The organism is Gordonia hydrophobica NBRC 16057, from assembly GCF_001592365.1.
GTDB lineage: Bacteria > Actinomycetota > Actinomycetes > Mycobacteriales > Mycobacteriaceae > Gordonia > Gordonia hydrophobica.
Genome location: NZ_BCWU01000008.1, coordinates 168,033 through 183,684, shown reverse-complemented (window position 1 = coordinate 183,684; position 15,652 = coordinate 168,033). Strand labels below are relative to the sequence as shown.

Here is a 15,652-nt window from a genome sequence, read left to right as displayed (position 1 = left end):
GTGGGCGTCGAGGTTCGCACAGGTTTCAACCCTGAGCGAACATCGACGCCCACGGCGTCTTCGTCGATGTTCAGCCGTTCACGCGGGCGTTACGCGTCGCGGGAGACCTCTTCCAGCATCAGGTAGCCGCCGAGCATCCGCTTCAACTCGTGCACGGTCCGCTCGTGGTCGTGACCGTCCTGCACGGAGAAGCTCAGCAGGGAGAACGCGGTGTGGACCAGCACGTCCGCCATCATCGCGCGACGTTCCCGCTGATCCGGGGTCAGGGGAGCGAGGGCCCGCGACACCTGATCGGCGAGGATGCGCTCGTTGATCACCGCGGTCGCGCGCGTCGCAGGCGTCGACTGGACGGCCAGCCACACCGCACGACGCGACGGGTCGGTGCGCCACAGGTCGGCGAGGTGATCGAGAAACTTCTCCAGCAGTTGGGGCCACTCCAGCGACGGAATCTCCGAGGCGAACTCGTTGAGTTCGGCGCTCACCGTGCTCGAATCCTGCCGATCCAGCTCGCACACCACCACGTACTTGTTCGCGAAGTACTGGTAGATGGTGCCGATCGGCAGTTCAGCGCGGGTCGCGATCTGTTCGCAGGTGAGTGATTCGAAGCCCACGTCGATCAGCACTTCGCGTGCGGCGTTGAGGATGGACTCGAACGTGCGCCTGCTGCGCTCTTGCGTCGGTCGTTTGCGGGGGACGAGCGGCGCGGTCGAAGTGGTGTCGGACATGAGTGGCGGGTCGACGTCCTCTCAGATGGACAGGTCGCGCCGCAGCTTCGCGACGTGCCCGGTGGCGCGCACATTGTATTGCGCCGCGCCGATGGTGCCGTCCTCGTTCACCAGGAAGGTGGAGCGGATGACACCGTTGACGATTTTGCCGTACAGCTTCTTCTCGCCGAAGGCGCCCCACTCGGTGAGGACTTCCTTCTCCGGATCCGAGAGCAGCGGGAACGTCAGCTCGTCGCGTTCGACGAACTTGGCGAGCTTGGCAGGCTTGTCCGGCGAGATGCCGATGACGTCGATGCCCTGACCGTTCAGTTCGGCGAGGCTGTCGCGGAAGTCGCACGCCTGTTTCGTGCACCCCGGGGTCATCGCAGCGGGGTAGAAGTACACGATCACCTTGCGCCCCGCGTAGTCCGCGAGTGAGACTGATTCGCCCGTGGCATCGGGGAGAGTGAATGCAGGGGCCTTGTCGCCGACCGTGAGTCGTCCATTCGCAGACATGGGGCCAGGCTATCCGATTCGCACGGGGGTACGACTGAAGTACGCTCGAAGCGTTGCACATACGCGTGCGGTGTATAGGCCTCTATACGCCGCCGAAGACATCACGGAGGATCGTAGTGGCCGACGAAACCAAACGCATCGAGGACGAGATCGCCAAGGCACGAGAAGAGCTCGCCGGAACTCTCGACCAGCTCGTCGTCCGCGCGAACCCTCAGCGCTTGGCGGGGGACGCCAAGGTCCGCGTGGTCGCGATCGTGAACCAGCCGCCGGTCAAGTACGGACTCATCGGCGTCGGTGCTCTCGTCGCCGTGGTGATCGTTCGCAAGATCTTGCGCTGATCGTCGCCCGGGCGTTGCGGGAAGGACACCTGGAGCACCGCTGACCAGCCGATTTTTCATCTGGGTGATCAGGGTGTTAATGTTTTCCCCGCAAGGCCGCAGCGGCCCGGCAATCCCGGGTGCGCACAGCGATCATGCGCCATTAGCTCAATTGGCAGAGCAGCTGACTCTTAATCAGCGGGTTCGGGGTTCGAGTCCCTGATGGCGCACTCTTTGTACAGACCCCCGCCGGACCACCTGGTCCGGCGGGGGTTCTTGCGTTCTCGTCATCGACTGACCCTATCGGTCTTCTTCCACCGCCGTTTGTGACCCGCTCCGGGTCACAAACGGCGGTGGAGCGTTATGGTGATGTCGATAGTGCACGCTTGTGCAATAGTGCATAAATGTGCAATTGTGTTCGCTGTGACACAAGCAACTGAATCGCAGCGAGGCCCGTCGCCGATGGATCGACGGGTACGGCGTACCCGTGCCGCGCTGCTGAGTGCTGCGGTCGCCGTCGTGTCGGAGCGCGGATCGACCGATGTTCCGGTAGGTGATCTCGTCGACGCGGCCGACGTGAGTCGCCGCGTCTTCTACCAGCACTTCCACGACAAGGACGAACTGCTCGTCGCGGCGGCAGTGGATCTGCTTGCGAGGTCGATTGCCGACGTGCTCGATCCGCAGGGCGTCGAGGCGGGTACGGCGCCACTGACGTCGATGGGTGCGGCGGCCGGTCACCTCGCCGAGCATCACCGCTTTTATCGGGCGCTCCTGACCGGCTCGTGCGCGTACTCGGCACACGACGCGGTGTGCGAGTTGTTCCGCTCCGCGAGCGCCGCAGCGGCGAATGCCCAGTTCGGCGCGGTCGGGTCAACGGAGACCGAGGTCGCCGACTACTTCACCGATGCCACGACGACAGCGGCGGTGCGCTGGCTGGTCGAGGCCGGAGACGATGCGCCCGACCCGGCGGCGTTCATCGAGCGACTTGTCCGCATTCAGGCGGCCATCACGGCCCCGCAACCCCACCAGTGAGAAGGAAGAGATCATGAGAATTCGCAAGATCGCGTTCGCGGCAGTCGCGGCCGTGGCGGCAGTAGTGACGACCCTCGTCGTCGCGCCGACGTCCGCCGCTGATCCGGCCGATTACGTGTCGCTCGGTGACTCGTTCATCTCTGTCGGCTCGTACACGACGACCGCGATGGGTACCGGCTGCGTTCAGGCGACCGACGACGTGGGACATCTGGTGGCTCGACAGATGCCGGGCACCACGTTCAAGGACCTCGCCTGCGGCGGCACGTCGTCGGACCTGGTGACGAAGGCCGCAGGGCAGTTGTCGCCTGCGACCAAGTACATCTCGATCTCAACGGGCGGCAACGACAACGACTTCTACGCAGACCTCATCACGAACTGCACCATCACCTCGGCGACGTGCACGCCGGCGGCTCGCCGGGCTGCGCACGCCAAGCTCGACGAGCTCGGTGGTCATTTGGACGAGGTGTACGCCGCGGTCCGACGGGCGGCGCCCAACGCCCACGTCGTCGTGCTGGGCTATCTGCGCCTGTATCCGCAGAAGGCGCGGGGCTGTTTCGTCGAGACGACGCTGGGACAGGACGCCGTTGATTTCGGCAACGAGATTCAGTACCGGCTCAACGACGAAGTCGCCGAGGCTGCGCACCGTGCGGGGTTCACGATGGTGAACAAGTGGCAGGACGGAACCAACTCGATGTGTGCGCCCGACGGCAAGCGCCATGTGTCCGTGCTCGGCATCGGCCCCGGTGACGAGGCGTTGGCCATGCATCCGACCATCGCAGGCCGCAAGTACTCGGCCGGTCTCATCGCTGAGGCCTTCGCCGCGAAGGCGTAGCGGCACGACAGTCCGCCCGCCCGCCCGGCACCGTCGAACAGGGGTCTTCTCTCAGCTCGGCTGCCAGAAATCCTCAGATTGCCTCGATAGTGTCGGCGGCGGTTTGCCGCCCGGCGGGCCGCTGATGGCTGGCGAAGGAGCGGAATCGATGAGCGAGGATCCATCGGAGACGGTCGACGAACCCGGCCGAGACTCGCCGCGCCGCGGCGGTCGGTGGATTCTGGGCGGCGTTGCCGTCGTCGCAGCCCTGTTGATCGGTGTTCTCGCCGGCGGCGTGGTGTTCCTGAACACCGCGCCCACGGTGCGACCGCCCGCGGTGGACCTGAGCCCGGACCAAGTGGCGTCGGCGCAGGACTCGGTCGCGTCGGCCAAGACGATGATCGATCTCATGTCGACGGCGGTCGACAGCAGCACCGCAGGCATCGCCACGGTGATCTCGAGCATCGAACCGACCTTCCGGTCCATCGACACCGCTGCGACGGCAGCGAAGCAGATGTCGACGGGGCTGTCCGGTGCACCACAGCTCCAGACGGCCGCCACGCAGATCCAGCAGTTGGGCGGCAGTGTCACCAAGGGGCTCGACGAGGCGGCGAAGCTCGCCGATTCGGCGAAGAACATCGACGAACTGGTGACACCCGTGATCGACGGTCTCACCCATAGCAAGGCACCCGGTGCCGACAAGACCATCGCGCAGTTGAGATCGCTCCAGGCCGCGAGCCGGGACATCGCGGCGCAGTTGGGCGACCTCGGCCCGCTGCGCACCGAACTGCAGGCGGCGACTGACGCGACGGGACCTGCGGCGCGGGAGATCGACGGTGCCATCGCGCAGGCTCGCACGGCTGCGAACCAGCTGAGCGAAGGCTTGACGAAGTTGTCGGCCGCGAAGAGCGATACCGAGAAAGCGGCGGCGTCGATGAGCGGTGGTGTCAAGCAGTTGAAGATCGCGCTCGCGACCGTCTCGAACAATCTCTCCTCGGCCGACGACTCGCTGATCACCGAGAATGCGCAACCGGCGTACGTCTTCGACCACGCGAACCGGATCGGTCGAGGCGTCGTCGCCGCGGCCGCGACCGCGCTGGGTCTGTTCGCGGCCGCGGCCCTCGGTTGGGGCGCCGTGTCGTGGCGACGTCGACGAGCGGTACAGCGCGTCGACGCAGCCTAGCGGGTCAGCGCACGGCCTTCGCGGCGTCGGACAGCTTCGGGACGTAGCGGTCGAGCATCCACGGAAGGTTGAGGACGTTGGGCGAACTCACGGCGAAGACCAACGGAGGATCGACGATCGGAACGTAGGAACTCTGCTGCACCGCGCGGAGGTTGCGGAATACCGGGTTGCCCTCCGCGTCGGATTGCATTCCGCTGTCCAGGAACCACGCGGTGAGCACGTCGGGGGAGTACTTCGGAACGTTCTCCCAGCTGACCTGTGCGGCGAATGTGCCCTCCGGCGCGGACTCGCGGAGCTGCGTCAACGCGGGAAGGGGATCGAAGCCCATGGCGGCGAGCATCTTGACCCGGGGATCGGTGTCGAAGTAGTAGCCGACGCTGCCGGCGGCGGTGACGCTGACCGACGCGACGGTCTTCCCTGCGAACTCCGGATGCGCCGCCTTCACATCGGCGAGGCGCTTCTCACCTTCGGTGACGAGCTCGGCGGCCTCGTCGGACTTGCCGAGTGCCTGACCGACGATCGTGGTCTGATCCTGCCAACTGGTCTGCCAGGCCTTGCCCGGTTGTGCGACCGTCGGTGCGATCTCGGTGAGACGCGCGAACTGGTCGGCGGTGAGTCCGGACTGCACCGACAGGATGAGGTCCGGGCGCAGGGCGGCGATCCGCTCGTAGGGGATCGAGTCGCTCTTCTCGGCGAGCAGCGTGGGTTCTTGCCCCTTCAACTCGTCCTTGACCCAGGGGAGGATGCCGTCGACGGTCCCGCTGTCGGAGCTCATGTCGCGCATGCCGACGGGCACCACGCCGAGCGCGACAGCGGCTTCGGTACTGCCCCAGCCGAGGGTGACGACGCGTTCGGGCTTCGACGGAATGGTCGTGGTTCCGAGTGCGGAGGTGATCGACACGGGGTAACCGGCGTCGGCGTCGCCGTCGGCTCCGGAGTCGGTACCCCCGCCGCCACACGCGGTGAGGGCGATCACGAGCGTGATCAGTGCGGCCGCGGCCTTCGTGATTCTCACGAAACGTATTCCTTCCTTAGGAAAGCAGATCCAAAGAAAGGTTAACCTGGCCTAAGTGTTCAGCGATAGCCGCCCGACAGTTCGGTCAGCAGGTCGGCGACGAGGGGATTGGGCGCGGCGTCGACGCGTAGGGCGGCTGAGACGGTCAGCGTGAAGGCGGGATTGCGGCGGCAGATGATGCCGGGCTGTTTCAGATCGTCGTACAGCAGCGTCCACGACTCGGTGTTGTTGATCAGTGCGAACGAGACCGGGTGCCCTTCGCGGATCTCCGGACCGAGAACGGCGGTGACCCCGGCTTTGGCAAACACGCGGTCGACGAGATTGTGCAGCAGCCGCTGCGTTTCCACCGGCGGCAGGATCAACGGGTAGTGCGCCAGCTCGGCCGGTGTCGGCGGGCGACCGAGCTTGCTCAACGGGTGGCGCGGACTGAAGGCGACGACCGGCTGCTCGATCCACAGGGGGTCGAGATACAGGCCGTCGAACTCGAGGCGTCCCCGAATCAATGCGAGGTCGGCCTCGCCGGTCGCGACCGCGTCGATCCGCTGTGCGAAGGGTTTGATCAAGAAGTCGATCTCGGCGGCGGGATGGCGATCGCGGATCGCCGACACCGCGGTGAGTGCGGCGTTGGCGAACGACATGTTGGCGGCGATGCGGACGCGATCGGGTTGTGGGCGCACGGCGGCGACGGCGTCGTCGCGCAGCCGGAGCAGCTCCCGGGCGCGGGGCAGGAGGATCTCGCCGGCTTGGGTCAGCTCCACCCGGCGCGTGGATCGGTCGAACAGCACCACCTCGAGCTCGCGTTCGAGGGCGGCGATCTGATGACTGATCGCCGACTGTGAGACAAAGCAGCGCTCGGCGGCCTTGGAGAACCTCCCGGTCTCCGCGACGGCCGAGAGGTATTCGAGCTGACGAAACTCCACGTTCCCACTATATATGAGAGAAACAGATAAATATGATCTGAAAACCGGTGGTCAACGGGATTGATGACGTCGGTTGCAGTTGGCACAGTAATTGATGCAACCACTGCGACCTGCATCGAGAAGGAATGAGAGACATGCGCACCACCGACGTTGTCGTGATCGGCTCGGGATTCGGCGGCTTGGCCGCTGCCAAGCAACTCGCGAAGTCGGAGGTGGAGACGGTTCTGATCTCTGCCACCCCGGAACACCTGTTCCAGCCGCTTCTCTACCAGGTCGCGACCGGCGTCCTCTCCGCCGACGAGATCGCCCCGCCGATCGCCGACGTGCTGGCCGACAAGGAGTCGGTGAGCGTGATGCACGGTCGGGTGACCGCGGTCGACGCCGCTGCCAAGGTGCTGACCGTCGAGACGGACCAGGGCGACGAGCAGGTGCGCTACGAGTCGTTGATCGTCGCAGCGGGCGCGAACCAGGGCTACTTCGGTCACGATGAATGGGCCGACCGCACGTTCTCGCTGAAGACGCTCGACGACGCTGTCGCCCTGCGGGCGCACCTCCTCGACTGCTTCACCACTCAGACGGACGAGGCGGCGCACACGTTCGTCGTCGTCGGCGGCGGCGCCACCGGCGTCGAGGTGGCCGGCCAGATCCGTGAACTCGGTGCCCGCTACTTCACCGACGCTCCCGCGAAGGTCTACCTCGTGGAGGGTGCGGGCGATCTCCTGCCCGTCTACGGCGGACGCCTGTCGACGTTCACGCGCAAGACCCTGGAGAAGGCGGGCGTGGACGTCCTCACCGATACTTTCGTGACCGACATCGAGACCGACTCGGTCACCGTTCGATCGGTCGACGGGCAGCAGCGTGTCCTGGACGCACGCACCGTCGTGTGGTCGGCCGGAGTCAAGGCGACGCCGCTGGCCGGCGTGATCGCCGAAGCGACCGGCTGTGAAACCGATCGGGCCGGGCGCCTGCTCATCAATCCCGACCTCACGGTCGGAGGTTGTGCCGATGTATTCGCGATCGGCGACATGACCAGCCTCAACAACTACCCCGGGCAGAGCCCGGTCGCCATGCAGCAGGGACGGCACGCGGCCGACATGGTGCGCGGCGCCACGCCGCGCGGCACGGCGTTCCGCTACCTCGACAAGGGCAGCATGGCTGTCGTCAACCGGCACAACGCCGTCGTCGATGCGCCGTTCGGGATCAAGCTGACCGGCATTCTCGGCTGGTTCACGTGGTTGGGCGTCCACCTGTTCTATCTGGTCGGCTTTCGCAACCGCGTCGGCGCCGTGGTCTCGTGGTGCCGGTCGTTCCTGGGCACGGCTCGTCCGGGATTCGACGAGGTCGTTACCGTACCTGTGGACGCGATGGCCGTGGGTGAGGACGATCACGGTGAAGCGCAGACGACGGCCGCCTGAGATCGCGTTGGGCGCTGGACACGCACTGACTCTGAACTGCACGTTCAGGGTCGGTGCGTGCGGCGTTGTGGGCGAGTCTCCTGCGGTTTCCGGCGATCGGGTCGTTCGCGTGAATGATGTGTGTCGCTCCACACGCGTCGATGTGGAGCGTGGTGACCGTGTTCCGTACAATCGAAACGGAACTGGGTCCGCTTTGTGGCGGGCCTGATGAGTGAATTCTTGGGAGAACAATGCGTTTTCGTCAGATGCGTGGTCGCCGAGTGGGGGCGAAGTTTACGACGCTCTTCGCTTTCCTGGCTGCCATCGTGCTGCTCTCGTCGTGCAGTGGCGGATATGACGAGACCGTTCACGCCAACGGCGAGTTCGGCGACATGATCAAGCCTGCGATCGCGATCACCGACGATGCGGGCAACCCGCTCACGAAGGGCGAGGTCGGTGTCCAGCCGGGTCGCTCGGTGGTGGTGACCGCGACCGAAGGTGCCATCTCCAACGTCAACATCCCGACCTCGGACGGCACCCCGATCAAGGGCACCTACAGCGAGGACGGCACCAAGTGGACCAGCGCTGAGCCGTTCGGCTACGGCAAGCAGTACTCGGTCACCGCGGACGCGATCGGCGTGGGCGGCAAGACGAGCAGCACCACGAGTTTCCGGACGCGTGCGCCGAACAACGTCACGATGGCGTACATCAGCCCGCCGGACGGTGCGACCGTCGGTGTGGCGCAGCCGGTCGGCGTTCGATTCGACGAGTCGATTCCGGACCGCAAGGCCGCACAGGATGCCATCACCGTCACCACCACGCCCAACGTCAAGGGTGCCTTCTACTGGATCAGCGACCGCGAGGTCCGCTGGCGTCCGGAGAACTTCTGGAAGCCCGGCACCAAGGTCAGTGTCAAGGTGAAGACCTTCGGCATAGACCTGGGCGACGGACTGTTCGGCCAGAAGGACGTGTCGTCGTCGTTCACCGTCGGTCGTCACATGGAACTGTTCGCGGACGACAACACCAAGATGGTGACCGTCAAACTGAACGGCAAGGTGGTCCGCAGCATGCCGACGTCGATGGGCAAGGAGGCTGCGCCGACCGACAACGGTGTCTACATCATCGGTGACCGCCTCGAGCACATCATCATGGACTCGTCGACGTACGGCGTGCCGACCGATTCGGCCGACGGCTACCGGACACCGGTGGACTACGCGACGCAGATGTCCTACAGCGGCATCTACCTGCACTCCGCACCGTGGTCGGTCTGGGCCCAGGGCAATACGAACACCAGTCACGGCTGTCTGAACCTCAGCCCGGACAACGCTCTCTGGGTTATGCAGAACACTCTGCGTGGCGACCCGGTCACGGTGAAGAACACGATCGGACCGGATCTGCCCGGCACCGACGGCCTCGGTGACTGGAACATCCCGTGGTCGACGTGGTCGAAGGGCAACGCCTGATCTGATCGGCTCTCGCTGGAGTCGGCACCCGCTTCAAACAAGTACGCACCGCTTTCGATCTCGCACTCGGTCCGCACCGAGTCTGCGAATCGGAAGCGGTGCGTTCTGCTGTGCGGTGTGCGCGACGGAGTCGTCGCGACGATGCCATCGGCCGATGGTAAGCTCGCCGGACAGACAACTCCGATACGACTGTATAGTCACGGGAGAAGTGGAAAGACTTCCATCGTTGACTGACATACGAGATAGGTAGCGCAACACATGGCACAACGTCCTTCGTGGGAGACCGACGACCTCACCGCGCTGCGCGAGATGGCGCGCGCGTTCTGTGAGAAAGAGGTTGCTCCGAGCACCGAACGCTACATCGAACAGCATCACGTCGACCGCGAGCTCTGGAAGAAGGCGGGCGAGGTGGGCCTGCTGTGCATGTCGATCCCGGAGGAATACGGCGGCGGTGGCGGCACCTTCGCGCACGAGGCCGTGCTGATCGAGGAGCAGGCGCGCATCGTCGATTCGTCCTGGGGACAGAGCCTGCACAACGGCATCATCGCCCACTACATCCTCGCCTACGGCACCGAGGAGCAGAAGAAGCAGTGGCTGCCGAAGATGGCGTCCGGTGACGTGGTCGGCGCCATCGCGATGACCGAGCCCGGCACCGGATCGGACCTGCAGAGCGTCAAGACGAAGGCGGTCAAGGACGGGGACGACTACGTCATCGACGGTTCCAAGACCTTCATCACCAACGGCGGCCAGGCCGACCTGGTGATCGTCGTCGCCAAGACCGACACCTCCGAAGGCGCCAAGGGGATCTCACTGATCCTCGTCGAGACCGAGCGCGAGGGGTTCAGCCGCGGCCGCATCCTCGACAAGGTCGGCATGCGAGGCCAGGACACCGCGGAACTGAACTTCACCGGCGTTCGTGTGCCCCAGGCCAACCTGCTCGGAACCGAAGAGGGCCAGGGCTTCGCTCAGCTGATGAACCAGCTCCCGCAGGAACGCCTGATCATCGCCGTCGCCTCGGTCGCAGGCATGGAGGTAGCGCTGGAGAAGACCCTCGAATACACCAAGGAGCGCACCGCGTTCGGTCGCCCCGTGTTCGGGTTCCAGAACACCAAGTTCAAGCTCGCCGAGGTCGCGACCGAAGCGCGCGTCGCCCGTACCTTCCTCGATGACTGCATGGAGAAGCATCTGCGCGGGGAGCTCGACATCCCCACGGTCGCGATGGCGAAGTGGTGGACCACCGAGCGCGCGATGCAGGTGGCCGACACCTGCCTCCAGCTGTTCGGCGGCTACGGCTACATGAACGAGTACCCGATCGCTCGCATGTGGGCGGACAACCGCGTCCAGATGATTTACGGCGGTACCAACGAGATCATGAAGGAGATCATCTCGCGCTCGCTGTGACGATCGACTCCTGGCGGCACGTTGGTTCTCGCACCATCAGGGATTGGTGAACGCCGCCAGGAACTCGGCGAGCATCTTCGCGGCGACGGGTCGGGGGAGGACATCGATCGCGGCGATCACCGCGCCGATGTCGAGGGCGTCGGACGCCTCGGCGGGATCGGTGTGCGGATCGATTCCCGCGCTGACCAGCACCGCTTCGGTCGTCGCCGAGTCCAGGGCGAGCGCGTCGGCGACCGAGACCGCGCCCGACGCGAACGCAGCGCCCAGCTCGCGCAATGCGTCGGCTGCGGACGCGGTCGGCAGGCCGCGCGCGGCAGTTGCGGCGTCGTGCATCGCGACGACGAGTTCGCTCGCCACCGTGAGTGTCACCGGGGTGACGGTGAGATGCGTGCTGGCGGCGAGCTCGGTGTGGTCGGACTGCGGGTAGCGCGGCTGCGCCTGCAGGGTGAAGCCGCGGGCGGCCACTTCGTCAGCCCAGCGGTGCGGATCGATCGGGACGGCGGCGTCACGATCGGCGGCGACGGCGAAGACCGGGCCGCGCGGATCTCCGACCACGCGCAGTCCGTCGATGCCGTGGACTGCGTCGAGCAGCAGGGTGCGCGCCGCTGCGATGTCGGCCACCAGTGCCGTGAACCCGTCGTCGCCCAGACAGCGAGTGATGGCCCACGCGGACGCGGTGCCCATCGCGGACCGCGATCCGAGGAGCGTCGGATTCACGATCGGGTACCCGGGCCAGTCGGCCGTCGCGAAGTATCCCGCACGGTGCCGGTCTCGATCGGCGTGCAGCAGAATCGACGCGCCCTTGGGGGAGTAGCCGTACTTGTGGAAGTCGGCCGAGATGCTCGTGACACCCGGTGCCGCGAGATTCCACGGCGGGAGCACATCGGGCCACCAGGCGAGCACGAAGCCGCCGAGGCAGGCGTCGACATGCAAAGGGACGCCGTGCTTTTCGGCGACCGCGCCGATCTCGTCGATGGGGTCCATCGCTCCGGTCGGATAGTTGGGCGCCGAGGCCACCACGAGCACGGTGTCCGCGTCGATGTGCGCCGCGATCGCCGCAGGTGATACCGCGGTGGTGCGCGGGTCGACGGGTACGCGACGCAGTTCGACGCCGAAGAGGTCGGTGGCTTTGAGGAAGGCGGCGTGCGCTGTGGTGGGCGCGACGACGTTGGCGCGGCGGCGGTCCACCCCGCTCGCGCGCAGAGCGGCCAGCACCGCGAGCAGGCAGCTCTCGGTGCCGCCGGAGGTGACGGTGCCGACCGCGTCGACCCCGCCGAGCGCGGCCGCCGAGAACGGCACGAGGTCGCGCTCCATGGCGGCGACCGATCCGAACACGGTCGGGTCCAGTCCGTTGACGGGGCGCACCAACTCGGCGGCGTCGGCGGCGAGGCGATCGAGCCGTGCCTGCCCGCTGTCGTACACGTACGAGAGGATGTGACCGCCGTGGGTCGGCACATCGGTGCTGCGCAGCCGGCGAAGCTCGGCCAGCACATCGGCGGCGGAGGCGCTCATGGTGTCTTCTTTCGGTCGTAGCGGAGGAGAAGCAGCATGCTGACCGCGACCAGTGCGGCGGGGAGCATCGAGAAGCCCGCGGTGATGCCGATGATCGCGCTGTGCGGCTGGTCGACGACGGTGTCCCCGGACGACGAGACGAAGCCGGTTGCCGCCAACACCACCAGGTAGACGCCCGGTCCGACTGCCAGACCGAGGGTCTCGCCCGCGGTCCACAGGCCCGACAGGGCGCCGCCGCGGTCGTCACCGGTGCGATCGGTGTGCTCGTCGATGACGTCGGGCAGCATCGCCAACGGAAACGTCTGCATGCCCGCATAGCCGACTCCGGTCAGCACGACCACCCCGAAGACCCACGGTCCGGGCGCTGCGATGGCGCCCGCCAGGAGGAGGTCCGCGAGCAGGAAGACCGTCGACGCCGCGCGAAGTCCGGTCAGTTTGCCGAACCGTCGGCCGACGCGCACCCACAGCGGCATCACGAGGAGCGCCGGCGCCACCAGGGCCAGGAACAGCGGAGTGAGCGCGCTCGGGTCGTCGAGGACGTACGTCGCGAGATACTGCGCGCCCGCCAGCATCACCGCGCTCGCCAACGCCTGGATGACATACGCGCACAGCAGGATCCGGTAGTGCCGATGCTGCTGGAACACGCGGAAGGCCGCGAAGGCGTTGCGGGTCTCGGGGTGCGAGGCGGTGTCGCCGACCGCCCGGCGTGCGGCCGACCCGGCGATCGCGGTCGAGACGGCCATGCCGGTGGCGATGAGTGCGACGGCGGCCACTGCCATGGCGGCGTACCCGCCCGTCCCGCCGCCGAGCGCGTCTCGGACGGCGGGCGCACCCGCGCCGATCACCAGGATGGCCAACGCCAGCACCACGATGCGGGCCGAGATCAATCGGGTCCGGCCGTGGTAGTCGGGTGTCAGATCGGTGGGGAGCGCGATGTACGGGACTTGGAAGCACGCGTACGCGACGGCGGCGAGCGTGAAGAAGGTGAGCACCCACACTGCGCCGACCAGCGGGGAGACCCTCGTCGGAGCGCAGAAGGTGAGGATGAACGTCGGCACGATCGCGACCGAGCCGATCCACATGAGTCGCGTGCGGGCGCCGGTGGCGGCGACGTCGTGGTCGCTGCGGGCCCCGATCAGCGGATTGATCACGACGTCGACGATCTTGGGGATCACCACGATCACGGCCGCGAGCAGCGCGCCGACCGCGAGGGTGTCGGTCAGGTAGTACGCCAGCACCAGCCCCGGCAGCACCCCGAAACCGCCGGTGCCGAGACTGCCGACCGCGAACCCCGCGGTGGTCCGGCGCGCCACGGTGCCTGCGTGCTCATCGGGGCGGTTCACCGGTCGTAGTCCGCGACGCGGTGCCAGAGCCGTGCGTACGCCTCGGCCGCACGGTACATGTCGGTCACCAGCGCGGCGCCGTCTGTGCCTGCGCTAACGCGCAGACTCTCGATCCAGTCGGGGATCAACCCGTAGTGCGCGGTGCCGTCGCGGTTGACGTCGAACGTCCTGGTGCCGGTCCGCTGCTTGTTCACGCGGGTGCCGTCGGGCATGACGATGGGGTAGCGCACCGGAGGAGAAGCGGTGTCGGCGATCGGCGGCGCCTGTTTGCCGAGGCCGTTCATGTCCGGTCCGTAGCCCAGACCGAAGAAGGCGCCGGCCGGTGCCGCTGAGCGCACCGTCCGCCACAGGTCGACGAAGCCGGCGTCGTGCTTTTCGTTGCTGCCGGGGAGTGCGCCGGAGGCGTACAGTCCGACGACGCCGCCGGCCTGCAGAATCCTTCGGTAGTTGTGCGGGTCGGTCCAACTGTGCGACGAGACGACGCCCGGATAGCGAAGCTGCGCAAGGATGTCGAGCACCCGGGTCGACGATTTCACCGACAGATGGTCGACGTCGATCACCATCCGCCGAGCGACGACGGCGCGGACCGCATGCTCGCCGAGCGGCGTGAGACCGCGGACATTGCACTGGCCGGGTGCGCCGAGCGGCGGCTGGTTGTCGACCAGGGCGGTGGTGCACGGCGCGGTCTGCCACAGTCCTCCGCCCGCGTAGACCTGCCCGATCTCGACGCCGACGCCGGTGAGGTCGGAGTCCATGCGGGCGCCGCCGAGCGCATTGTCGAACTTGTGGGCCAGGATCACCTGACGTACTCCGAGGCGGTGGAGCTCGTCGAGCCCGCGGTCGATGTCGTGCTCGGTGCACGTCGGGCGACCGGTGGACGTGCGGCAGCCGAAGGGCTCGGAGATCTCGATGCCCATCGTGACGGCCAGTTTGCCTGCGGCGACGAGCCGCCGCAGTTCCGCTTCGCTGGTGGCGAGTTGGAGGAAGCCGCGCCCGGGGCCGCCGGCCTGGGCGTCGACGTAATCGCGCAGTTGCAGCAGCATCCGGTGCTGGATTCGGACCGACTCCATCTCATCGCACGGCTGGTCCTGCAGCGGATAGATCTCGCACAGCACCCGGTTCTGCACGAAGTAGTTGTTGACGATCCGGGTTCCGGAGCGCCACGCCCGCTCCAGCCAGCGGAAGTAGGTCTGCTCGTGCGTCAACGAATCCCAGCGTGGCCAGCCGCGGAACGTCGGCCAGCCGTGGGTGTCGTGCGGACCGGGCGTGGAGAGTATCTGTTCGCCGACGGCGGGCCACCCGCCGGGTCGGTGATCGGGGCAGTCGGTGAGCGCATAGGTGATGCCCAACGGACTGAACGGTGTGCCGCAGTGGAAGCGTCCACCGAGGAACTGCTCGGCCATCAGGTGGGCGTGGGAGTCGACGAATCCGGTCAGATTGCCGTCGGCGTCGGTACCGGTGTGCGGTGCGCCGGCCACGTTCAGCTGTGCTTCCGGGAACGCACGACAGCCGGTCGCCGGGGACAGTCGTACGGTCTGCGCCAGCCCGCTCGACGACGTCATCCGATAGCCGGTCGCGGTGCGTTCGACCGTCCACACGGCCTTCGGCGACACCTGCTGCCGCCGGACCAGCGAGCCTGCGAGCTCGGTGAGCACGGTTCCGGCGGTGTCGTAGAAGAGGAACTCACCCAGGCCTGCCGCTTTGACCGTCGACGGACCGCGACCGATGATCGGCCGCCTGGCATCGTCAGCGAGCCGTACACAAGTTCCCGCGAGGGAGTAGGCGGGTGCACCGGGGTCGGCCGTCGCGGCAGGGGGCGTGCTCGGCGCGGTCGCGAGTGCGGCGGCGACCAGCGCAGCGGCGGCGAGACGTCCCGCGGATCGGCACAGTGAGGCGAAGGTCACATCCTCAAGAAGATCAGATGATCAACTCGTCGGGGCCGCTTTCGTGGTCTGCGTCGTCGTCCGTCCCGGCGTTTCGTTACGATTCGGATCCACGGAGTGTGGGCATCGGCGACAATGGCACCCGTCACCCGGCGATT

General features: G+C 66.8%; 14 protein-coding genes and 1 tRNA gene. 8 read left to right on the top strand and 7 right to left on the bottom strand.

The genetic code is table 11. The annotated features are described in order from the left end of the window. Positions 1 to 89 precede the first annotated feature (89 nt). Together GH2_RS14800 and bcp are read right to left on the bottom strand one after the other, a co-directional pair. Positions 90 to 725, bottom strand: coding sequence for a TetR/AcrR family transcriptional regulator (locus tag GH2_RS14800; protein WP_066169508.1), 636 nt, complete (start codon positions 723 to 725; stop codon positions 90 to 92). Positions 726 to 746: 21 nt separating this feature from the next. Then, the gene (bcp, locus tag GH2_RS14795) at positions 747 to 1,220 is read right to left on the bottom strand and encodes a thioredoxin-dependent thiol peroxidase (protein ID WP_066169506.1); all 474 of its coding nucleotides are present in this window, start codon (positions 1,218 to 1,220) and stop codon (positions 747 to 749) included. Positions 1,221 to 1,336: 116 nt separating this feature from the next. On the opposite strand from bcp, the gene GH2_RS14790 reads away from it, so the two are divergent. The 5 genes from GH2_RS14790 (at position 1,337) to GH2_RS14770 (ending at position 4,563) form a co-directional block, all read left to right on the top strand. Further along, positions 1,337 to 1,558, top strand: a complete 222-nt coding sequence (locus GH2_RS14790; RefSeq protein ID WP_066169504.1) for a DUF3618 domain-containing protein — start codon at positions 1,337 to 1,339, stop codon at positions 1,556 to 1,558. A 136-nt stretch (positions 1,559 to 1,694) separates the two neighbouring features. Then, positions 1,695 to 1,767 (top strand) — tRNA-Lys (locus GH2_RS14785). A 232-nt stretch (positions 1,768 to 1,999) separates the two neighbouring features. Continuing rightward, complete coding sequence (locus GH2_RS14780; protein ID WP_066169502.1) at positions 2,000 to 2,569, top strand: TetR/AcrR family transcriptional regulator; 570 nt, start codon at positions 2,000 to 2,002, stop codon at positions 2,567 to 2,569. Positions 2,570 to 2,582: 13 nt separating this feature from the next. Then, positions 2,583 to 3,401, top strand: coding sequence for an SGNH/GDSL hydrolase family protein (locus GH2_RS14775; RefSeq protein WP_066169501.1), 819 nt, complete (start codon positions 2,583 to 2,585; stop codon positions 3,399 to 3,401). A 148-nt stretch (positions 3,402 to 3,549) separates the two neighbouring features. Further along, a complete protein-coding gene (locus GH2_RS14770) occupies positions 3,550 to 4,563 on the top strand; it encodes a hypothetical protein (RefSeq protein WP_066169500.1) in 1,014 nt (337 codons plus the stop codon). A 4-nt stretch (positions 4,564 to 4,567) separates the two neighbouring features. Here the strand turns inward: GH2_RS14770 and GH2_RS14765 are convergent, their stop codons facing one another. Then, a complete protein-coding gene (locus tag GH2_RS14765) occupies positions 4,568 to 5,578 on the bottom strand; it encodes an iron-siderophore ABC transporter substrate-binding protein (protein WP_244885396.1) in 1,011 nt (336 codons plus the stop codon). 59 nt (positions 5,579 to 5,637) lie between these two features. After that, the gene (locus tag GH2_RS14760) at positions 5,638 to 6,498 is read right to left on the bottom strand and encodes a LysR family transcriptional regulator (RefSeq protein WP_066169495.1); all 861 of its coding nucleotides are present in this window, start codon (positions 6,496 to 6,498) and stop codon (positions 5,638 to 5,640) included. A gap of 134 nt (positions 6,499 to 6,632) precedes the next feature. Here GH2_RS14760 and GH2_RS14755 point away from each other — a divergent pair, with 134 nt between their 5' ends. From GH2_RS14755 to GH2_RS14745, 3 genes are all read left to right on the top strand, one after another. Then, the gene (locus tag GH2_RS14755) at positions 6,633 to 7,913 is read left to right on the top strand and encodes an NAD(P)/FAD-dependent oxidoreductase (protein WP_066169494.1); all 1,281 of its coding nucleotides are present in this window, start codon (positions 6,633 to 6,635) and stop codon (positions 7,911 to 7,913) included. A gap of 245 nt (positions 7,914 to 8,158) precedes the next feature. Further along, on the top strand, positions 8,159 to 9,355 hold the full coding sequence (locus tag GH2_RS14750) for a L,D-transpeptidase (RefSeq protein WP_066169633.1): 1,197 nt from the start codon (positions 8,159 to 8,161) through the stop codon (positions 9,353 to 9,355). Between the two features lie 258 nt (positions 9,356 to 9,613). Further along, positions 9,614 to 10,756 carry an acyl-CoA dehydrogenase family protein gene (locus tag GH2_RS14745; RefSeq protein WP_066169492.1) on the top strand — a complete coding sequence of 381 codons (1,143 nt, stop codon included), beginning with the start codon at positions 9,614 to 9,616 and terminating at the stop codon, positions 10,754 to 10,756. Positions 10,757 to 10,792: 36 nt separating this feature from the next. Here GH2_RS14745 and GH2_RS14740 read toward each other — a convergent pair whose 3' ends face one another. The 3 genes from GH2_RS14740 to GH2_RS14730 are packed head-to-tail and all read right to left on the bottom strand — an operon-like array spanning position 10,793 to position 15,515. Then, the gene (locus GH2_RS14740; RefSeq protein WP_066169491.1) at positions 10,793 to 12,268 is read right to left on the bottom strand and encodes a pyridoxal phosphate-dependent decarboxylase family protein; all 1,476 of its coding nucleotides are present in this window, start codon (positions 12,266 to 12,268) and stop codon (positions 10,793 to 10,795) included. Beyond that, positions 12,265 to 13,611, bottom strand: a complete 1,347-nt coding sequence (locus GH2_RS14735; protein WP_066169489.1) for an MFS transporter — start codon at positions 13,609 to 13,611, stop codon at positions 12,265 to 12,267. The genes GH2_RS14740 and GH2_RS14735 overlap by 4 nt, the downstream gene beginning before the upstream one ends. Next, positions 13,608 to 15,515: an amidohydrolase family protein gene (locus tag GH2_RS14730; protein ID WP_244885394.1), complete on the bottom strand. Its 1,908-nt coding sequence runs from the start codon at positions 15,513 to 15,515 to the stop codon at positions 13,608 to 13,610. Before GH2_RS14730 ends, GH2_RS14735 begins: the two co-directional genes overlap by 4 nt. Positions 15,516 to 15,652: the final 137 nt, after the last annotated feature.

Excerpts from the sequence above, each read along its gene's own strand:
- GH2_RS14800 (WP_066169508.1), bottom strand. The coding sequence starts at position 725 with ATGTCCGACACCACTTCGACCGCGCCGCTCGTCCCCCGCAAACGACCG.
- bcp (WP_066169506.1), bottom strand. The coding sequence starts at position 1,220 with ATGTCTGCGAATGGACGACTCACGGTCGGCGACAAGGCCCCTGCATTC.
- GH2_RS14780 (WP_066169502.1), top strand. The coding sequence starts at position 2,000 with ATGGATCGACGGGTACGGCGTACCCGTGCCGCGCTGCTGAGTGCTGCG.
- GH2_RS14775 (WP_066169501.1), top strand. The coding sequence starts at position 2,583 with ATGAGAATTCGCAAGATCGCGTTCGCGGCAGTCGCGGCCGTGGCGGCA.
- GH2_RS14770 (WP_066169500.1), top strand. The coding sequence starts at position 3,550 with ATGAGCGAGGATCCATCGGAGACGGTCGACGAACCCGGCCGAGACTCG.
- GH2_RS14755 (WP_066169494.1), top strand. The coding sequence starts at position 6,633 with ATGCGCACCACCGACGTTGTCGTGATCGGCTCGGGATTCGGCGGCTTG.
- GH2_RS14750 (WP_066169633.1), top strand. The coding sequence starts at position 8,159 with ATGCGTGGTCGCCGAGTGGGGGCGAAGTTTACGACGCTCTTCGCTTTC.
- GH2_RS14745 (WP_066169492.1), top strand. The coding sequence starts at position 9,614 with ATGGCACAACGTCCTTCGTGGGAGACCGACGACCTCACCGCGCTGCGC.
- GH2_RS14740 (WP_066169491.1), bottom strand. The coding sequence starts at position 12,268 with ATGAGCGCCTCCGCCGCCGATGTGCTGGCCGAGCTTCGCCGGCTGCGC.